Here is a 15836-nt window from a genome sequence, read left to right as displayed (position 1 = left end):
TTCAGCCACCGCCCTTGACGGCCAGGGCGACGCGCGGCACGCCCGCGGCCTGCAGCGCGGACATGGCCTGCATCACGGAGTCGTAGGAGACGTTCTTGTCCGCGCTGATGAGCACGGGCGTGTCCTCGGGCTGGTCCTTGAGCCAGTTCCTGGCCGTGGCGCCCAGGTTCTGCAGCGGCACGGTGCGCTCGTTGCCGTCGGCCTTGAAGCGCACGCTGCCGTCCTTCTCGACGAACACGTCGGCGCGCGTCTTGGGCACCTTGGCGCCCTTGCCGACCGAGGGCACGTTGACCGAGCTGGGCGTGAGCATGGGCGCGGTCACCATGAAGATGATGAGCAGCACCAGCATCACGTCGATGAACGGCACCATGTTGATCTCGTTCATGGAGCGGCGGCGCGATCCGCCGCGCGAGGCCATTGCGGGCATGCCGTGTCTCCCTTCAATGCCCCGAGGGCGATGCGGGGTGCGCGCCCAGGTTGCGCTGCAGGATGTTGGAGAACTCCTCGATGAAGGTCTCCTGGTGCGTGGCCACGCGGTCGATGTCGCGCGCGAAGCGGTTGTAGGCGATCACGGCGGGGATGGCGGCGAACAGGCCGATGGCCGTGGCCACCAGCGCCTCGGCGATGCCCGGCGCCACGGTGGCCAGCGTGACCTGCTCCATGCCCGCGAAGCCGGTGAAGGCGTGCATGATCCCCCACACGGTGCCGAACAGGCCCACGTAGGGGCTGACGGAGGCGACGGAGCCGAGGAACGAGAGGCTGGATTCGATCACGTCCATCTCGCGCTGGAAGCTCGCGCGCATGGCGCGGCGCGCGCCGTCCAGCAGCGTGCCGGGGTCGCCGATGCGGCGCTCGCGCAGCTTGTGGTATTCGCGCATGCCGCTGGCGAAGATGCGTTCCATGGGGCCGGCGTGCTTGGCGTTCTGCGCGGCGGCGGCGTACAGGTCGTTGAGGCTGGTGCCGGACCAGAAGTCGCGCTCGAACTCGTCGTTGAGCGACTTCACGCGCTTGAGGGCGAACAGCTTGCGGAAGATGGCCGCCCAGCTGGCGATGGAGACGCCGATCAGCAGCAGCATGACGAGCTGCACCACCCAGCTCGCGTTGAGCACGAGGCTCAGGATGGACATGTCTTGGGAATTCATGATGAAAGTCGTTCCAGCAGGGAGCCTGGGATGCGCGCGGGGCGCAGGGTGGCGGCTTGGACCCAGCCGATGCGGATGGTGCCTTCGCACAGCAGGGCGGGGGAGGTATCTGGGTTCATCTGCTCTGGTTTCAGGAGCGCCTGCTGCTCGATTGTGAGCGATGCCCGGCCGCTTTCCCGCACGCTGGCGGTAACAATCAGTTCATCGTCCAGCCGGGCGGAGCGCAGGTAGCGCAGGCGCGCGTCGGTTACGACAAACATGCCGCCCGTGAGTTCCCGCAGCCGCTGCTGGCCCAGGCCCCGCGAGCGCAGCCACTCGGTGCGCGCGCGTTCGAAGAACTTGAGGTAGTTGGCGTAGAACACGATGCCGCCGGCATCCGTGTCCTCCCAGTAGACGCGCACCGGCCACTCGAACGCCATGCGCCTCAGCCCAGCAGGGCGCGCAGGCGCGCCACCGATTCCTGCAGCTGCGCCATGGAGCTGGCGGTGGAAAAGCGCACGAAGCGCCCCGTGTCCGCCGTGCCGAAGTCGCGCCCCGGCGTGATGGCCAGGTGCGCGCGGCGCATCAGCGCGAAGGCGAAGTCCCAGCTGCCCGACACGCCCAGCGTCTGCGCGGCCTGCGTGCAGTCGGCCCAGGCGTAGAAGGCGCCGTCGGGCATCACGGGCACCGTCAGGCCCAGCGATTGCAGCGCGGGGATGAAGAAGTCGCGCCGCGCCTTGAACTCCGCACGGCGGCGCTCGTACTCGGCGATGCTGTCCTTCTCGAAGCAGGCCAGCGCGGCATGCTGCGAGATGGCCGAGGCGCAGATGAACAGGTTCTGCGCCAGGCGCTCGACCACCGGCACCATGGCGTCGGGCACCACCATCCAGCCCAGGCGCCAGCCGGTCATGTTGAAGTACTTGCTGAAGCTGTTGATGCTGATGACGTCGTCGCCCAGCGCCAGAGCGGTCTGGCCGAAGGCCTCGTCGTAGGACAGACCCAGGTAGATCTCGTCGATCAGCGTGATGCCGCCGCGTGCGCGCACCACGCCCTGGATGCGGCGCAGTTCATCGGGGGCGATGGAGGTGCCCGTGGGGTTGGAAGGCGAGGCGAGCAGCACGCCGCGCGTCTTCGGGCCCCAGGCGGCCTCGACCTTGGCGGCGCTCAGCTGGAAGCGCTCCTCGGCCGTGGTGGGGATCAGTACCGCCTTGCCCTCGGCCGCGCTCACGAAGTGGCGGTTGCAGGGGTAGCTGGGGTCGGGCATCAGGATCTCGTCGCCGGCCTCGATCAGCGCCAGGCAGGCGAGCTGCAGCGCGGCCGACGCGCCGGCCGTGACCACGATGCGCCGCGCGGGCACGTCGACGCCGAAGCGCTGGGCATACCAGCCGCTGATGCGCTCGCGCAATGCGTCGAGCCCCAGCGCCTGCGTGTACTGCGTATGGCCCGCGCGCATGGCGCGGTCGGCTGCTTCCTGCACCAGCGGCGGCGCGGTGAAGTCGGGCTCGCCGATGTTCAGGAAGATCATGGGCTCGGCCGTGCCTGCGGCCTCGCGCGCCAGGGCCTGCGCGGCCTTGGCGACTTCCATCACGTAGAAGGGTTCGATGCGCTCGGCGCGGGTGGAAAACCTCATGCCTTGCCCGCCGCCTTGTCGGCCGCCACCTCCGCCTCGCGCAGCTGGGGCGCCAGGCCGCCCAGCACGCCGTTGACGTACTTGTGCCCGTCGGTGCCGCCGAACTCCTTGGCCAGCTCGATGCATTCGTTGATGACCACGCGCCAGGGCACGTCCAGGCAGTGCTGGAACTCGTAGACGCCGATCCACATCACCGCGTGCTCGATGGGCGAGATCTCGCTCATCTTGCGGTCGAGCTTGGGGGCGATCAGCGCGTCCAGCGCCTGCGCGCCCTCGATGCAGCCGTGCAGCAGCGCGTCGTAGTGCGCCGCGTCGGCCTTGTGGAAGCCCGAGAGGTCGCGCGTGAACAGGTCGATGGCGGTGGCGTCGTTGCCGCCCACCAGGTGCTGGTAGAGCGCCTGCAGCGCGAATTCGCGCGCGCGGCTGCGGTTGGACTTGGAGCCGGCCTTGCGCGCCCCGGTGCTGGTGGTGCCGGTGCGCGGCTGGCGCGGCGGGCGCCCGGGTTGCTCGGGCGTGGTGGTGGGTTCGGTCACGACAGCTCCTCCAGCAGGTTCGCCATTTCCACGGCCACGCGGGCCGCGTCCACGCCCTTGTCCGTCTGGCGGGCGATGGCCTGTTCCAGGTTCTCGGTGGTGATGATGGCGTTGGCGATCGGCACCTGGTAGTCCAGCGCCAGGCGCGTGACGCCTGCGCCCGACTCGTTGGCCACCAGCTCGAAGTGGTAGGTCTCGCCGCGGATGATGCAGCCCAGCGCGATCAGCGCGTCGAACTCGTCGCGCTCGGCCATGGCCTGCAGCGCCACCGGCACCTCCAGCGCGCCGGGCACCAGCACGTGGCGGATGTGCTTGTCCTGCACGCCCAGCCGCAGCAGCTCGGCGCGGCAGGCCGCCGCCAGGCTGTTGGTGATGCTCTCGTTGAAGCGGGCCTGCACGATGCCGATGTGCAGCTTGCGGCCGTCGAGTTTGTCCGCCGTTCCTTTTTCTGCGCCAAACATGGTTTACTCCTTGGAGATGTAGCCGGTGATTTCGAGCCCGTAGCCCGCCATGCTGGGCATGCGGCGCGGCTGGCCCATGAGCTGCATGCGGGCCACGCCCACGTCGCGCAGGATCTGCGCGCCCACGCCGTAGGTGCGCAGGTCCATGCGGCCGCGCTCGGGCGCCTGGGCGGCGCGGGCCTTGCCCTCGAACTGCTCCAGCAGCTGCTCGGCCGTCTCGCCGCAGTTCAGCAGCACGGCCACGCCGCAGCCGTGGCTGGCGATGTGGCGCAGGCTGGCGTCCAGGCTCCAGGAGTGCATGGCGCGGCCGGTTTCCAGCGCGTCCAGCACCGACAGCGGCTCGTGCACGCGCACGGGCACGCTGGTCTGTGCGTCCCACTGGCCCTTGACCAGCGCCAGGTGCACGGCCTGGCTGGGCGCGTCGCGGAAGGCGTGGGCGGTGAATTCGCCGAAGGCGGTGTGCAGCACCCGCGAGCCCACGCTCGTGACCAGCGATTCGGTGCGGCTGCGGTGCTCGATCAGGTCGACGATGGTGCCGATCTTGATGCCGTGCTCGGCCGCGAAGAGCTGCAGGTCGGGCAGGCGGGCCATGGTGCCGTCGTCCTTCATCACCTCGCAGATCACGGCGGCGGGGCTGCAGCCGGCCATGGCGGCCAGGTCGCAGCCGGCCTCGGTGTGGCCGGCGCGCATGAGCACGCCGCCGTCCACCGCCTGCAGCGGGAAGATGTGGCCGGGCTGCACCAGGTCGGCGGCCACGGCGCCGGGCGCCACGGCGGCCTGCACCGTGCGCGCACGGTCGGCGGCGGAGATGCCGGTGGTCACGCCCTCGGCCGCCTCGATGGAGACGGTGAACGCCGTGCCCATCTTGGTGCCGTTGCGCGCCGCCATGGGCGGCAGCTGCAGGCGCTCGCAGCGCTCGCGCGTGAGGGTCAGGCAGACCAGGCCGCGGCCGAAGCGGGCCATGAAGTTGATGGCCTCGGGCGTCACGTGGTCGGCGGCGATCACCAGGTCGCCTTCGTTCTCGCGGTCTTCCTCGTCCACGAGGATCACGATGCGGCCGGCAGCCAGCTCGGCCACGATGTCCTCGACGGGCGAGATCGGCACAGGCGTGAGGGGGGAATTCATGCAGGGCTTTCGGGTGGATGGCCGCGCGCCCAGGTCAAGGAACAGGCGATGCGCCTCACGGGCCGCACGGCTTAAGGGATGCGTCGATCCCGAAGCGCGCGATTTTAGTCCAGCCGGTCAGATGCCGGGCGCCTCGAGTTTGACGTCGCTCAGCGGATACGCCACGCAGGGCAGCACGCAGCCCTCGGCCTTTTCCTCGGGCGAGAGGCCGGGCCACTCCACCTCGTAGCGCACCTGGCCCTCGGCGAGCATGCCGATGCAGGTGCGGCAGGTGCCGTTGCGGCAGGAGCTGGGCCAGTCGATGCCGCCTTGCTCCAGCGACACCAGCAACGGCTGCTGGGGCCAGGCGTCGCATTGCGTGCCGTCGTCGCCTACGCGGGCGATGAAGAAGGGCAGGGGGGCGGGTGCGTTCATGTCGGTCAAGGGTAAAAATCGCCTCCGGCGCTCGTCCATCAAGCGCTGGCAGCTATGAAATCGATAGTCCGTGGTGGCCGGCCCGCGTGCTTAAAAAACAGGCAGCGCAGCGTGCCGCCTTGCAAATCAAGCACTTGGGCACGCCATACAGCGGTTGTCCAAAGTTATCCCCATGATTGTCCAACGGCGGGCGGGATAACCTGCGGCCGGCCTGCCCAAATTTTCAGCAATGCAAGAGAAATCCTTGCGGATCAACCACTTGCGCGGGCCATACAGCGCTTGTCCAGGGTTATCCACACGATTGTCCAGCGCGCCCAGGGATAACCCGCAAGCCTGGCCGCGCGGCGCGGGCGCATGCGAACATGGGGCGCATGAGCACCCCCGACTTCTCCCAGGGCGCCGCCTACGTGCGCGGCCGGTACGTCCCCATCGGCGAGGCTGCCATCCCGATCACCGACTGGGGATTCCTGCGCTCCGACGCGGCCTACGACGTGGTCACCGTGTGGGAGGGCGCGTTCTTCCGGCTCGACGCGCACCTGGAGCGCTTCATGGCGAGCTGCGCGCGCTTCAGGCTCGATCCGGGGCGCACGGCGGCGCAGGTCACGGCCGTGCTGGAGGAGTGCGTGCGCCTGTCGGGCCTGCGCAGCGCCTATGTGGAGATGATCGCCACGCGCGGCCAGCCGCCCTGGGGCTCGCGCGACCCGCGCCAGGCGGTCAACCAGTTCTACGCCTTCGCCGTGCCCTATGTGTGGATCGCCAACGAGGCGCAGCGCGAGCGCGGCCTGCACCTGCAGGTGAGCGCGGTGCCGCGCATCCCGTCGGCCAGCGTGGACGCGCGCGCCAAGAACTACCACTGGAACGACCTCACCATGGGCCTGCTTGGCGCGCTGGATGCAGGCGCCGACACCGTGGTGCTGGGCGACGGCGCGGGCCACGTGGTGGAGGGGCCGGGCTTCAACGTGTTCTGCGTCAACGCGCAGGGCGTGCTGGTCACCCCGGCCGCGGGCGTGCTGGAGGGCATCACGCGCCGCACGGTGCTCGAGATCGCGCAGTCGCTCGGCCTGCCCGTGGAAGTGCGCGCGCTGCCCGCCGCCGAGCTGCGCGGCGCGCGCGAGGCCTTCCTGTCCTCCTCCGGCGGCGGCGTGCTGCCCGTCACGCGGGTGGATGGCGCGCCTGTGGGCGACGGCGTGGTGGGCCCGGTCACCCGGCGCCTGGCGGACACCTACTGGGCCTGGCACCAGGACCCGCGCCACAGCACGCCGGTGCGCTACGGCTGAGCCGGGCTTCAAGCAAAATAGGCCTCCCGCGCTTGCTGGGCAAGCGCGGAAAGCTATTGTTTTTGACATCACATCATCAGGAGATCCTCGACATGACCCTCGACTTCCAAGGCCGCGTGGCCATCGTGACCGGCGCGGGCGGCGGCCTGGGGCGCCAGCATGCGCTGGCGCTGGCCGCGCGCGGCGCCAAGGTGCTGGTCAACGACCTGGGCGGCGCGGTGGACGGCAGCGGAGGCGCGGCCACGGCCGCGCAGGCGGTGGTCGACGAGATCCGCGCCGCGGGCGGCGAGGCGCTGGCCAACGGCGCGTCGGTCACCGACTTCGCCGCCGTGCAGGCCATGGTGCAGCAGGCCGTCGATGCCTGGGGCCGCGTGGACGTGCTGGTCAACAACGCCGGCATCCTGCGCGACAAGTCGTTCGCCAAGATGGACATGGCCGACTTCGCCCTGGTGGTGCAGGTGCACCTCATGGGCGCGGCGCACTGCTGCAAGGCCGTGTGGCCGCACATGCAGGCGCAGAACTACGGGCGCATCGTGATGACCACCTCGTCCACGGGCCTGTACGGCAACTTCGGCCAGGCCAACTACGGCGCGGCCAAGCTCGCCCAGGTGGGGCTGATGCAGACCCTGGCCATCGAAGGCGCCAAGTACGGCATCCACGTGAACGCCCTGGCACCCACGGCGGCCACGCGCATGACCGAGGGGCTGTTCCCCCAGGAGGTGTTCGACGCCCTCCAGCCCGAGGCCGTCGTGCCCGCCATGCTGGTGCTGGCGCACGAGAGCGCGCCCACGCGCGCCATCCTGTGCGCTGGCGCGGGCACGTTCGAGGCGGCGCACATCACGCTCACGCAGGGCATCCACCTGGGCATCGGCGCAGACGTGCCCGAGCAGCTCGCCGCCCGCCTGGCCGAAGCGACCGACCGCACGGGCGAGCAGGTGCCGCAGAGCGGCTCCGCCCAGGGCACGAACGAGGTGGGCAAGGCCCTGGCGGCCCGGCGCTAATACACCAGACGCCGCCGCGGTGCCGGGGGCGGGCAGTTCCCCGGCGTGCCGCGGGCGCTTGACATGGCGTCAGGCAGGCGGCAGCGCGGCATGCTAAGTTCCGCCCCCACGCCAAGAACAGAACCAGCATGAGCACACTGCAACAGCGCCTCGCCGCTCTGCCCGCCGACCGGCTCGCGGGCATGCGCCGCGGCATCGAGAAGGAGGGCCTGCGCGTCCTGCCCACGGGAGGGCTCGCGCTCACACCCCATCCGGCTGCGCTGGGCTCGGCCCTCACGCACGGCAGCATCACCACCGACTACAGCGAATCGCAGCTCGAGCTGATCACCGGCGCCCACGGCACGGTGCAGGCCTGCCTGGACGAGCTGCAGGAAGTGCACCAGTTCGTGCACCGCGTGCTGGCCCAGCAGCAGCCCGGCGGCGAGATGCTGTGGGTGTCGAGCATGCCGTGCATGCTGCCCACCGACGAGACCATCCCGCTGGGCCGCTACGGTGGCTCCAACATCGGGCGCGCCAAGAGCGTCTACCGCATGGGCCTGGGCCACCGCTACGGGCGGCGCATGCAGACCATCTCGGGCATCCACTACAACTGGTCGCTGCCGGGCCTGGGCAGCGACGACTACTTCGCGCTGATCCGCAACTTCCGCCGCCACGCCTTCGTGCTGCTGTACCTGTTCGGCGCCTCGCCCGCGCTGTGCCCGTGCTTCGTCGCGGGGCGCGACCACAGCCTCCAGCCTTTGGCGGGGCCGGCGGACGCGGCCACCTGCGAGGGCGCGCGCGCGCTGCACCTGCCGCACGCCACCTCGCTGCGCATGGGCCGCCTGGGCTACCAGAGCGATGCGCAGGCCACGCTGGCCGTGAGCTACAACGGCCTGCAGGGCTATGCCGCCTCGCTCTACGAAGCGCTCACGCGGCCGTACCCGGCCTACGAGGCCATCGGCATTCGCAACCTGGGTGGCGAATACAACCAGCTCGGCACCAGCCTGCTGCAGATCGAGAACGAGTTCTACGGCACCATCCGCCCCAAGCGCACCGTGCAAAGCGGCGAGCGCCCGTTGCACGCGCTGCGCGAGCGCGGCGTGGAATACGTGGAGGTGCGCCTCATGGACCTCGACCCGTTCGAGCCCGTGGGCATCACGGCCCAGACCATGCGGCTGCTGGACGTGTTCCTGCTGCACTGCCTGCTGTCCGACAGCCCGCCCGACACGCCCGAGGAAATCGCCGCGCTCAAGCGCAACCAGCACCTGACGGCCGAGCGTGGGCGGGAAGACGGCCTGTGCCTTGAACGCGGCGGCGCCCGGGTGCCGCTCACCGCATGGGGCGCCGAGGTGCTGGCCGAGTGCGGCCCGATCGCCGCCGCGCTCGATGCCGCCCACGGCGGCGAAGCCTACGCCCAGGCCCTGGCCGCCGCCCAGGCCGCCATGGCCGCGCCGCACGCCACGCCCTCGGCCCGCGTGCTGGCCGAACTCACGCAGCAGCACGGCGGCGACTTCACCGCCTTCGCGCGTGCCTATTCGCAGTCCGCGCGCGACGTGCTGCTCGCCCAGCCGTGGACGGAGGCGCAGCAGCAGCGCTATGTGGCCCTGGCCGAGCAGTCGCTGGAGGCGCAGCGCGCCATCGAGGCCGCTGACACGCTGCCGTTCGAGCAGTGGCGCGAGCAGTACATGGCTGTCGACCAGCTGGCTTAGGCAGCACGTGGTCTGGGGTGTTCTTGCCTCAAACCTTTGCCAGGCAAGCGCTGGCAGCTATCTTTTATTCGATGAATCAATAGTCCCAATTTGGGACTAAAATGCGCCATGCACATCGTGTCGCGCGCCATCCTGGTGTCTTTCTACAGCCAGCCCGCACATGCGGACGCGCGAGAGGCCATCGAGGCGTGGTTCGCCATTGCGCAGAAGGCGCAGTGGCGTTCGCCCGCCGATGTGAAGGCGCAGTTCGGCAACGCCAGCATCGTGGGCAACAACCGGGCCGTGTTCAACATCAAGGCCAACGACTACCGCCTCATCGTCGCCTTCGCGTACCGCATGCAGTGGGCCTACGTGAAGTTCATCGGCACGCACGCGCAATACGACGCGGTGGACGCCGCCACCGTGGACCAGACGCAATTAAAGGAGCCGCCATGGAAATCCATCCCATCCGCACCGAGCAGGACTACCAGGCCGCGCTGGCCGCCGTTGCCCAGTTGATCGACCAAGACCCTGACCCCGACTCGGCCGAGGGCGAGCGGCTGGAGGTGCTGGGCCTGCTGGTGGAAGCCTACGAAGCACGGCATTTCCCCATCGCCGCCCCCACGCCCATTGCCGCCATCAAGTTCCGCATGGAGCAGGGTGGCATGACCGTGGCGGACATGGAGCCCTACATCGGCCCCCGCAACCGCGTGTACGAAGTGCTCAAGGGCACGCGCCCGTTGAGCCTGGGCATGATCCGCCGGCTGATGACGCTGGGCATCCCGGCGGAGTCCCTCGTCGGAGCGCCGGAAATCGTTACGCGCTAGCGCCGCGCATCCGCTCCAGCGCCGCACCGCGAATCCCGTCCAGCGTGCCGGTGGGCGTGATGGCCTGCGGATCGAGCAGGCAGTGCAGCACCGCCGGCAGGCCGCTCGCGCGGGCGCGGGCCAGGGCGGGGGCGAAGTCCTCGGTGCGCTCCACGCGCTCGCCGTGGCCGCCGAAGGCGCGGGCGTAGGCGCAGAAGTCCGGGTTCTTCAACTGCGTGGCGCTGATGCGGCCGGGGTATTCGCGCTCCTGGTGCATGCGGATGGTGCCGTACATGGCATTGTCCAGCAGCACCACGATGATCGGCAGCCCGTACTGCACGGCGGTGGCGAACTCCTGGCCGTGCATGAGGAAGTCGCCGTCGCCCGCGAACACCACCACCTCGCGCTCGCGCCACAGCCGCTTGGCGCCCACGCCGGCGGGCAGGCCGTAGCCCATGGAGCCGCTGGTGGGCGCGAGCTGGCCGCCATACGCGGTGAACGGCCAGAAGCGGTGCACCCAGGTGGCGAAGTTGCCCGCGCCGTTGCAGAAGATGGCATCCGCCGGCAGTACCTCGCGCAGGTGTTGCATCACCGCGCCCATCTGCAGCGGGCCGGGGATGCGGATGGGCGCCGGGTCGCTCCAGGCCAGGTATTCGGCGTGCGCCGCCTCGGTGTGCGCGGCCCAGCGCACGGGCGCCGTTGGCAGCATGCTGGCCAGCGCGGCGGCCATGGCCTGCGGCGTGGCGTGGATGGCCTGCGCGGGGCGGTACAGGCGCCCCAGCTCATCGGCGTCGGCATGCACGTGCACCAGCGGCTGCGCGGGCGTGGGGATGCCGAACAGCTCGTAGCCCTGCGAGGGAATCTCCGACAGCCGCCCGCCCAGCACCAGCACCAGGTCGCTCGCGCGGATGCGCGCCAGCAGCTTCGGGTTCACGCCCAGGCCCAAGTCGCCCGCGTAGCTGTCGTGGCTGGCCGGGAACAGCATCTGGCGGCGGAACGAGCAATACACCGGCAACTGCCACGCGCTGGCGAAGGCCGTCAGGTCGCGCACCGCCTGCTCCGACCAGCGGCTGCCGCCCACGATGGCCACGGGCCGCTCGGCCGCTTGCAGGCGCGCCGCCAGCTCCTGCAGCGCGGGGGCGCCGGGGTAGGTCTCGGGCACGGTGTAGGGCAGGGCGTCGGCGGCCTGCACGGCGTCGGACAGCATGTCCTCGGGCAGGGCCACCACCACGGGGCCGGGGCGGCCGGAGGTGGCGACGTGGAAGGCGCGCGACACCAGCTCGGGCACGCGCCGCGCGTCGTCGATCTGTACCACCCACTTGGCCATGGTGCCGAAGACGGCTTGGTAATCCAGTTCCTGGAACGCCTCGCGCCTCAGCGCGCCGCGTGCCACCTGGCCTACGAAGACGATGAGCGGCGTCGAATCCTGGTGCGCGATGTGGATGCCCGCCGACGCATTCGTCACCCCCGGCCCGCGCGTCACGAAGCAGATGCCCGGCCGCCCGGTCAGCTTGCCTTGCGCCTCGGCCATCATGGCCGCGCCGCCCTCCTGGCGGCAGACCGTCACGGCGATGCTCGCGTCGTGCAGCGCGTCCAGCACGGCCAGGTAGCTCTCGCCCGGCACGCAGAACAACTGCTGCACGCCGTGCACGATGAGCTGCTGGACAAGGATCTGCCCGCCCGTGCGGGCGGCGGCGGTGGTGGCGGATTGCGGCATGGCGGTTGTCGGAGAAAAGGCGGAACCGCGACTATCGCCCAGCCGCGCGCCGCTGCATAGCGAAAAAGCGGAACGACTTGTTGCGTCATGCGCATGAACTGGCAAGATGTGCGCCAAGGCCCGCATGCCGCCAGCGCTTGTCCTCAAAGCGCCAGGGCCTGGTAGCCCTCCGTCGCGGGAGGGCTGGTTCATTCGCCCACTGCATGAATTCGCGCCATGTTCCGCAAACTCTTCCTGCCCCCCGTGGCCGACCTGCTGGCCTTCGAGGCCGCCGCGCGGCACGCCAGCATCTCGCGCGCCGCCGAGGAGCTGCACCGCACGCAAAGCGCCGTTTCGCGCCAGGTGCGCCAGCTGGAGGAGCAGCTCGGCCAGGCTTTGTTCACCCGCGTGCGCCAGCGCGTGGTGCTCACCGACGCGGGCCGCCTCTACGCCGCCGACGTGCGCGCCGCGCTGCAGCAGCTCAGTGCCGCCACGCAAAAGGCCATGGCCCTGACCAATGGCGGCGGCCTGCTGCACCTGGCCGTGCTGCCCACGCTGGGCGCGCGCTGGCTCGTGCCGCGCCTGCCCGCCTTCGCCGCGCTGCACCCAGAGCTGACGGTGAACCTCTCCGCCCGCAGCGAGCCCTTCGACTTCGCCCAGGAGCCGTTCGACGCCGCCATCCACTACGGCGCGCCCCACTGGGCCGGCGCCGTGTGCGACTACCTCATGCGCGAGGAGGTCGTGCCCGTGTGCAGCCCCGCGCTGCGCCAGCGCCAGCGCATCACCACCCCCGCCGACGTGGCCGGCCTCACGCTGCTGCACCAGACCACCCGCCCCACGCTGTGGGCCGACTGGTTCGAGCAGGAGGGCGTGCCCGCGCCCCAGGCCCTGCGCGGCCCGCGCTTCGAGCAGTTCGCCATGATCGCCCAGGCGGCCATCTCCGGCCTGGGCGCGGCCCTGCTGCCGCGGTTTCTGATGGAGGAGGAACTGGCGAGCGGAGCGCTGGTGGAGCTGCCGGGCGCGGTGATGACCAGCAGCGATGCGTATTACCTCGTGGTGCCGCTGGCGCGGGCACAGGTGCCGGGGGTGAGAGCGTTTCGCCAGTGGATGCGGGGAATGGCAGGGCAGCCTACTTGACTGCGGCCGTGACAATGATTTCCACCAAGATATCCTGTGCGCCCATCTCGCACTGAGCGGTCGCGCGCGTGGGAGCGGCATTGGGCGCAGTCCACGCATCCCAGACTTCATTCATTCCTGCGAAATCCCGTTTGAGATCCTTGATCCAAATCTGGGCAGTCAGGAGTCGGCTTTTGTCGGTTCCCGCTTCCGCCAGGAATTTCTCGATTTTTGCGAGGGTTTGAGCGGTCTGGCCGCGAATGTCCTGGCTCCTGTCGTCGGCAGTCTGGCCGCCGACGAAGACCATGTGGTTGTAGACCACTGCACGGGAGCGGCGGGTATCTGTCGCGATGCGCTTGATTTCCATGAAAAAACTCCTTGGCTAATTGAAAATGCGTTATTCAAATGAGGCGAGTTCACCCAGGGTGATGGGCTTGATGGGCGGGCGAATTCGGTAGTAGCCCACTTCCTGTGGGCTGACTTTTCTCTCGCTGGCGATGATTTCGGTCACAGTCAGTCCGCACAGCCGCCCCTGACATGGCCCCATGCCGCAGCGGCCAAATGCCTTTGTCTGATTGGGACCGAGGCAACCTACTTCCACATATTTTTTGATCTGCCCCGCTTTTACTTCTTCACAGCGGCATACCGTGACCTCGTCATTGACGGGAATGCGGTGCATGTCTTGCGGCCGGTACAAAGTGTCAAGAAAGGGGCGGATCTGCGTATGGGCACTGATCTCATCCTGGATCGCTTGCTCGCGTCCCCTGAATGTCTCTGGTAGGAGGGCATTGAGCTGGTTGGCAATCGCCAGTCCAGCCAGTCGGCCCTGGCATGCGGACGCTTTCGCACCGACGATGCCGCGGCTGTCGCCCGCGATGTAAATCCCGGTTTCCTCGATTTGCCCACAGGCATCGGTCACTGGGATCCAGCACAGTTGCTGCTCATCCCAGCGGTGCTCGGCGCGCAGCGACCAACTGAGTTGCGTATTCGGAACCACGCCCTGGTGAAGCAGTACCAGAGAGGCTTCGACGCGCTTTCTTTGGCCGTTGTGGGTGAACGTTATGGATTCGGCCTTCTCCGCACCTTCGATAGCGAACGCGCTGGCTCCCGTGAACGTCTGAACGCCATGGCTGCGGATTTTCTTCAGCATCCGGCTGCCCTTGGAGAGATCCTTCCAGCCGCGCAGCGCGCCCAGAACATGTGGGGCCGCGCGCAGATAGTCGCCTGTCCCCGTGGTGTGAATCAGCGCCTTGATCTTGACGCCTGCATCCAGATACTGCTGCGCCAGGAGCAGCAGCAATGGTCCGCAGCCTGCCAGCACCACAGGCTCTGTGGGAATGGCACCCGAGGATTTGTACAGAATTTGGGCAGCGCCCGCGCCCATGACTCCTGGCAGCGTCCAGCCGGGAACGGGAAAGGGCCGCTCCATCGCACCGCTGGCGAGCACCAGGCTGCGCCCCTGGATTTTCCTGCTGCCGCCGTCGAGAAGGTAGGACACCGTCTTGCCCTTATCGACGTTCCAGACGGCGGCGCCACCCAGGTGCACGGCACCGCAGGCTGCAAAATCTTGCGCGAGTTTTGCGCCAGCGGCGTAGTCAGGGCCCAGCACTTGGCGGCGTCGGGAACTGGATTCCTCAATGGCCCGGTAGATCTGGCCGCCAACCCGCCGCTGCTCATCGAGCACGGCCACTGAAAGCCCAAAACTCCGTGCCTCGATAGCCGCAGAAAGCCCTGCGGGGCCTGCACCAATAACCACCAGGTCAAACAATTCAACACCGGTGGCCATATCAGCTCTCCGCACTTTGCAGATTCAGCGCGGATGCCCCCTCTTGGCGCTGGACGACCATGCCGTCCCTCACCTGCGTGAGGCATGACTGGCGGCTGGGGCGGCCGTCTATTTCCACGAGGCACTCAAAACAGACGCCCATCATGCAATAGGGCGCGCGTGCAGAGCCGGAAACCGGGGTCGAGCGGAATGTCCGGACTCCCGACATGAGCAGTGCCGAGGCCACGCTCACATCGTCAGGAACATCGAGCGGCTGGCCGTCAAAATAAATGCGGACTTTCTTTCCCTCTGCGCCGACTTCGGGCAGGAACAGGGAAGTCTTTGTTTCTTGGGTTTCAGTATGCACTGCTGAATTTCCTATTTGGGTCCAGGAATCGCTCGCCAGCAAATTCCCCGATGCCATCCGGCGCTGGTTTCACTCCCGCGATCCAGGGCGCGATTTCGTAGGCATGGGAGCCTGCCAGGGAGACCCCGCTGTGGCTGGTGGCCGTGAATGCGCCGGGGTATTTGGACGACTCTTGGTAGATCGGCGAACCATCGGGGGTCAGCACGCGAAGCGATCCCCATGCCCGGACGAGCTTGACCGACGACAGGATGGGAAAGGTGACAACCGCGCGTTTCGCAATCGACTCGATGGCCTCCACCGTCGTTCCATCGTCCAGTCCCACGTCCTCCGCCGAGAATCCGAGCTGGACTGTGCCCTCGGCGGTCTGGCGGGCCTTGTTGGTCGGGTGCGGCAGGAATTTCTTCAACCGCTCGGTGATGAGCACCTGGCCCCGTTTAGGCACTACAGGTGCGTGAAGGCCCAGTTGGGGAGCGAGGATGCTGTTGCTCAGTCCTGCGGCAAGCACGATTTTTGCGCCGCTCCACTGGCGGCCATCGCTGCTTCTTGCCTGAAAGCCCCGTCCTTCGCCGAGCGAGCGGACCTCGCCCACGTCTACTCCGCTGCAGATGCGGCCGCCGAGCGCTTTGATGCCCGCATGCAGTGCATGCAGCAGCTTCAGCGGGTTGGCATGGCCGTCCAGAGGGCACCAACTGCCCCCGGCCACCTTCGGGCCGATCGCGGGCAGTCGGACCTTCAGTGCCTGGTGATCGAGCATCTCGAAGGGAGTCCGGCCGTCGGCATTGATTTTGGCTCTGTCACAAATCTGTGTTGGTAGTATGTGGGCCAACGCGTTGACGGAGTGGGTTTGCCATGCGGAA

General features: G+C 68.6%; 19 protein-coding genes. 6 read left to right on the top strand and 13 right to left on the bottom strand.

What is annotated here, in order from left to right; all coding sequences use genetic code 11:
• Nucleotide 1 precedes the first annotated feature (1 nt).
• From AVS7_RS05445 to AVS7_RS05410, 8 genes are all read right to left on the bottom strand, one after another.
• Nucleotides 2-427, bottom strand: a complete 426-nt coding sequence (locus AVS7_RS05445; protein ID WP_024000991.1) for a biopolymer transporter ExbD — start codon at nt 425-427, stop codon at nt 2-4.
• A gap of 13 nt (nt 428-440) precedes the next feature.
• A complete protein-coding gene (gene tolQ, locus AVS7_RS05440) occupies nt 441-1142 on the bottom strand; it encodes a protein TolQ (RefSeq protein WP_034690081.1) in 702 nt (233 codons plus the stop codon).
• Complete coding sequence (locus AVS7_RS05435; RefSeq protein ID WP_020227411.1) at nt 1139-1561, bottom strand: YbgC/FadM family acyl-CoA thioesterase; 423 nt, start codon at nt 1559-1561, stop codon at nt 1139-1141. The genes tolQ and AVS7_RS05435 overlap by 4 nt, the downstream gene beginning before the upstream one ends.
• Before the next feature lie 5 nt (nt 1562-1566).
• Nucleotides 1567-2751, bottom strand: coding sequence for a pyridoxal phosphate-dependent aminotransferase (locus tag AVS7_RS05430; protein ID WP_020227410.1), 1185 nt, complete (start codon nt 2749-2751; stop codon nt 1567-1569).
• Nucleotides 2748-3284, bottom strand: a complete 537-nt coding sequence (gene nusB / locus AVS7_RS05425) for a transcription antitermination factor NusB (protein ID WP_020227409.1) — start codon at nt 3282-3284, stop codon at nt 2748-2750. The genes AVS7_RS05430 and nusB overlap by 4 nt, the downstream gene beginning before the upstream one ends.
• A complete protein-coding gene (ribH, locus tag AVS7_RS05420; RefSeq protein WP_020227408.1) occupies nt 3281-3745 on the bottom strand; it encodes a 6,7-dimethyl-8-ribityllumazine synthase in 465 nt (154 codons plus the stop codon). Before ribH ends, nusB begins: the two co-directional genes overlap by 4 nt.
• Nucleotides 3746-3748: 3 nt before the next feature.
• Nucleotides 3749-4870, bottom strand: coding sequence for a bifunctional 3,4-dihydroxy-2-butanone-4-phosphate synthase/GTP cyclohydrolase II (gene ribBA / locus AVS7_RS05415; RefSeq protein ID WP_034690078.1), 1122 nt, complete (start codon nt 4868-4870; stop codon nt 3749-3751).
• A gap of 117 nt (nt 4871-4987) precedes the next feature.
• Entirely contained in the window at nt 4988-5284 is a 297-nt protein-coding gene (locus AVS7_RS05410; protein WP_020227406.1) for a 2Fe-2S iron-sulfur cluster-binding protein, read from the bottom strand.
• Nucleotides 5285-5655: 371 nt separating this feature from the next.
• Between AVS7_RS05410 and AVS7_RS05405 the strand changes: the two genes are divergently transcribed.
• From AVS7_RS05405 to AVS7_RS05385, 5 genes are all read left to right on the top strand, one after another.
• Nucleotides 5656-6561, top strand: a complete 906-nt coding sequence (locus AVS7_RS05405; protein ID WP_144425052.1) for an aminotransferase class IV — start codon at nt 5656-5658, stop codon at nt 6559-6561.
• A gap of 92 nt (nt 6562-6653) precedes the next feature.
• A complete protein-coding gene (locus tag AVS7_RS05400; RefSeq protein WP_020227404.1) occupies nt 6654-7562 on the top strand; it encodes an SDR family NAD(P)-dependent oxidoreductase in 909 nt (302 codons plus the stop codon).
• A 128-nt stretch (nt 7563-7690) separates the two neighbouring features.
• The gene (gene gshA, locus AVS7_RS05395) at nt 7691-9250 is read left to right on the top strand and encodes a glutamate--cysteine ligase (protein WP_020227403.1); all 1560 of its coding nucleotides are present in this window, start codon (nt 7691-7693) and stop codon (nt 9248-9250) included.
• 108 nt (nt 9251-9358) lie between these two features.
• Nucleotides 9359-9748 carry a type II toxin-antitoxin system HigB family toxin gene (locus AVS7_RS05390; protein WP_020227402.1) on the top strand — a complete coding sequence of 130 codons (390 nt, stop codon included), beginning with the start codon at nt 9359-9361 and terminating at the stop codon, nt 9746-9748.
• Entirely contained in the window at nt 9682-10056 is a 375-nt protein-coding gene (locus tag AVS7_RS05385) for a type II toxin-antitoxin system HigA family antitoxin (protein WP_020227401.1), read from the top strand. Before AVS7_RS05390 ends, AVS7_RS05385 begins: the two co-directional genes overlap by 67 nt.
• Here the strand turns inward: AVS7_RS05385 and AVS7_RS05380 are convergent.
• On the bottom strand, nt 10046-11752 hold the full coding sequence (locus AVS7_RS05380; protein WP_020227400.1) for a thiamine pyrophosphate-binding protein: 1707 nt from the start codon (nt 11750-11752) through the stop codon (nt 10046-10048). The two genes, AVS7_RS05385 and AVS7_RS05380, sit on opposite strands and share 11 nt — an antisense overlap.
• A 216-nt stretch (nt 11753-11968) precedes the next feature.
• On the opposite strand from AVS7_RS05380, the gene AVS7_RS05375 reads away from it, so the two are divergent.
• Complete coding sequence (locus tag AVS7_RS05375; RefSeq protein WP_020227399.1) at nt 11969-12868, top strand: LysR family transcriptional regulator; 900 nt, start codon at nt 11969-11971, stop codon at nt 12866-12868.
• Here AVS7_RS05375 and AVS7_RS05370 read toward each other — a convergent pair.
• The 4 genes from AVS7_RS05370 to AVS7_RS05355 all read right to left on the bottom strand — a co-directional run.
• Nucleotides 12861-13214, bottom strand: a complete 354-nt coding sequence (locus tag AVS7_RS05370; protein ID WP_020227398.1) for a RidA family protein — start codon at nt 13212-13214, stop codon at nt 12861-12863. The two genes, AVS7_RS05375 and AVS7_RS05370, sit on opposite strands and share 8 nt — an antisense overlap.
• A 30-nt stretch (nt 13215-13244) precedes the next feature.
• Complete coding sequence (locus AVS7_RS05365) at nt 13245-14633, bottom strand: NAD(P)/FAD-dependent oxidoreductase (RefSeq protein ID WP_020227397.1); 1389 nt, start codon at nt 14631-14633, stop codon at nt 13245-13247.
• Between the two features lies 1 nt (nt 14634).
• Complete coding sequence (locus AVS7_RS05360) at nt 14635-14979, bottom strand: (2Fe-2S)-binding protein (RefSeq protein WP_024000989.1); 345 nt, start codon at nt 14977-14979, stop codon at nt 14635-14637.
• Nucleotides 14969-15836, bottom strand: an 868-nt coding sequence (locus AVS7_RS05355; protein WP_024000988.1) for an FAD-binding oxidoreductase, incomplete at its 5' end; no start/stop codon positions are given. The genes AVS7_RS05355 and AVS7_RS05360, both read right to left, overlap by 11 nt.

The sequence above is a fragment of the Acidovorax sp. MR-S7 genome, from assembly GCF_000400995.2.
In the GTDB taxonomy this organism is placed as follows: Bacteria; Pseudomonadota; Gammaproteobacteria; order Burkholderiales; family Burkholderiaceae_C; genus MR-S7.
Note: the sequence above shows the minus strand (reverse complement) of the source record. Positions and strands in the feature narration are given on the sequence as shown.

Bases quoted from the DNA above. Each gene is read 5' to 3' on its own strand.
- AVS7_RS05445 (WP_024000991.1), bottom strand. From the start codon at position 427: ATGCCCGCAATGGCCTCGCGCGGCGGATCGCGCCGCCGCTCCATGAAC.
- tolQ (WP_034690081.1), bottom strand. From the start codon at position 1,142: ATGAATTCCCAAGACATGTCCATCCTGAGCCTCGTGCTCAACGCGAGC.
- AVS7_RS05435 (WP_020227411.1), bottom strand. From the start codon at position 1,561: ATGGCGTTCGAGTGGCCGGTGCGCGTCTACTGGGAGGACACGGATGCC.
- AVS7_RS05430 (WP_020227410.1), bottom strand. From the start codon at position 2,751: ATGAGGTTTTCCACCCGCGCCGAGCGCATCGAACCCTTCTACGTGATG.
- ribH (WP_020227408.1), bottom strand. From the start codon at position 3,745: ATGTTTGGCGCAGAAAAAGGAACGGCGGACAAACTCGACGGCCGCAAG.
- ribBA (WP_034690078.1), bottom strand. From the start codon at position 4,870: ATGAATTCCCCCCTCACGCCTGTGCCGATCTCGCCCGTCGAGGACATC.
- AVS7_RS05410 (WP_020227406.1), bottom strand. From the start codon at position 5,284: ATGAACGCACCCGCCCCCCTGCCCTTCTTCATCGCCCGCGTAGGCGAC.
- AVS7_RS05405 (WP_144425052.1), top strand. From the start codon at position 5,656: ATGAGCACCCCCGACTTCTCCCAGGGCGCCGCCTACGTGCGCGGCCGG.
- AVS7_RS05400 (WP_020227404.1), top strand. From the start codon at position 6,654: ATGACCCTCGACTTCCAAGGCCGCGTGGCCATCGTGACCGGCGCGGGC.
- gshA (WP_020227403.1), top strand. From the start codon at position 7,691: ATGAGCACACTGCAACAGCGCCTCGCCGCTCTGCCCGCCGACCGGCTC.
- AVS7_RS05390 (WP_020227402.1), top strand. From the start codon at position 9,359: ATGCACATCGTGTCGCGCGCCATCCTGGTGTCTTTCTACAGCCAGCCC.
- AVS7_RS05385 (WP_020227401.1), top strand. From the start codon at position 9,682: ATGGAAATCCATCCCATCCGCACCGAGCAGGACTACCAGGCCGCGCTG.
- AVS7_RS05380 (WP_020227400.1), bottom strand. From the start codon at position 11,752: ATGCCGCAATCCGCCACCACCGCCGCCGCCCGCACGGGCGGGCAGATC.
- AVS7_RS05375 (WP_020227399.1), top strand. From the start codon at position 11,969: ATGTTCCGCAAACTCTTCCTGCCCCCCGTGGCCGACCTGCTGGCCTTC.
- AVS7_RS05370 (WP_020227398.1), bottom strand. From the start codon at position 13,214: ATGGAAATCAAGCGCATCGCGACAGATACCCGCCGCTCCCGTGCAGTG.
- AVS7_RS05365 (WP_020227397.1), bottom strand. From the start codon at position 14,633: ATGGCCACCGGTGTTGAATTGTTTGACCTGGTGGTTATTGGTGCAGGC.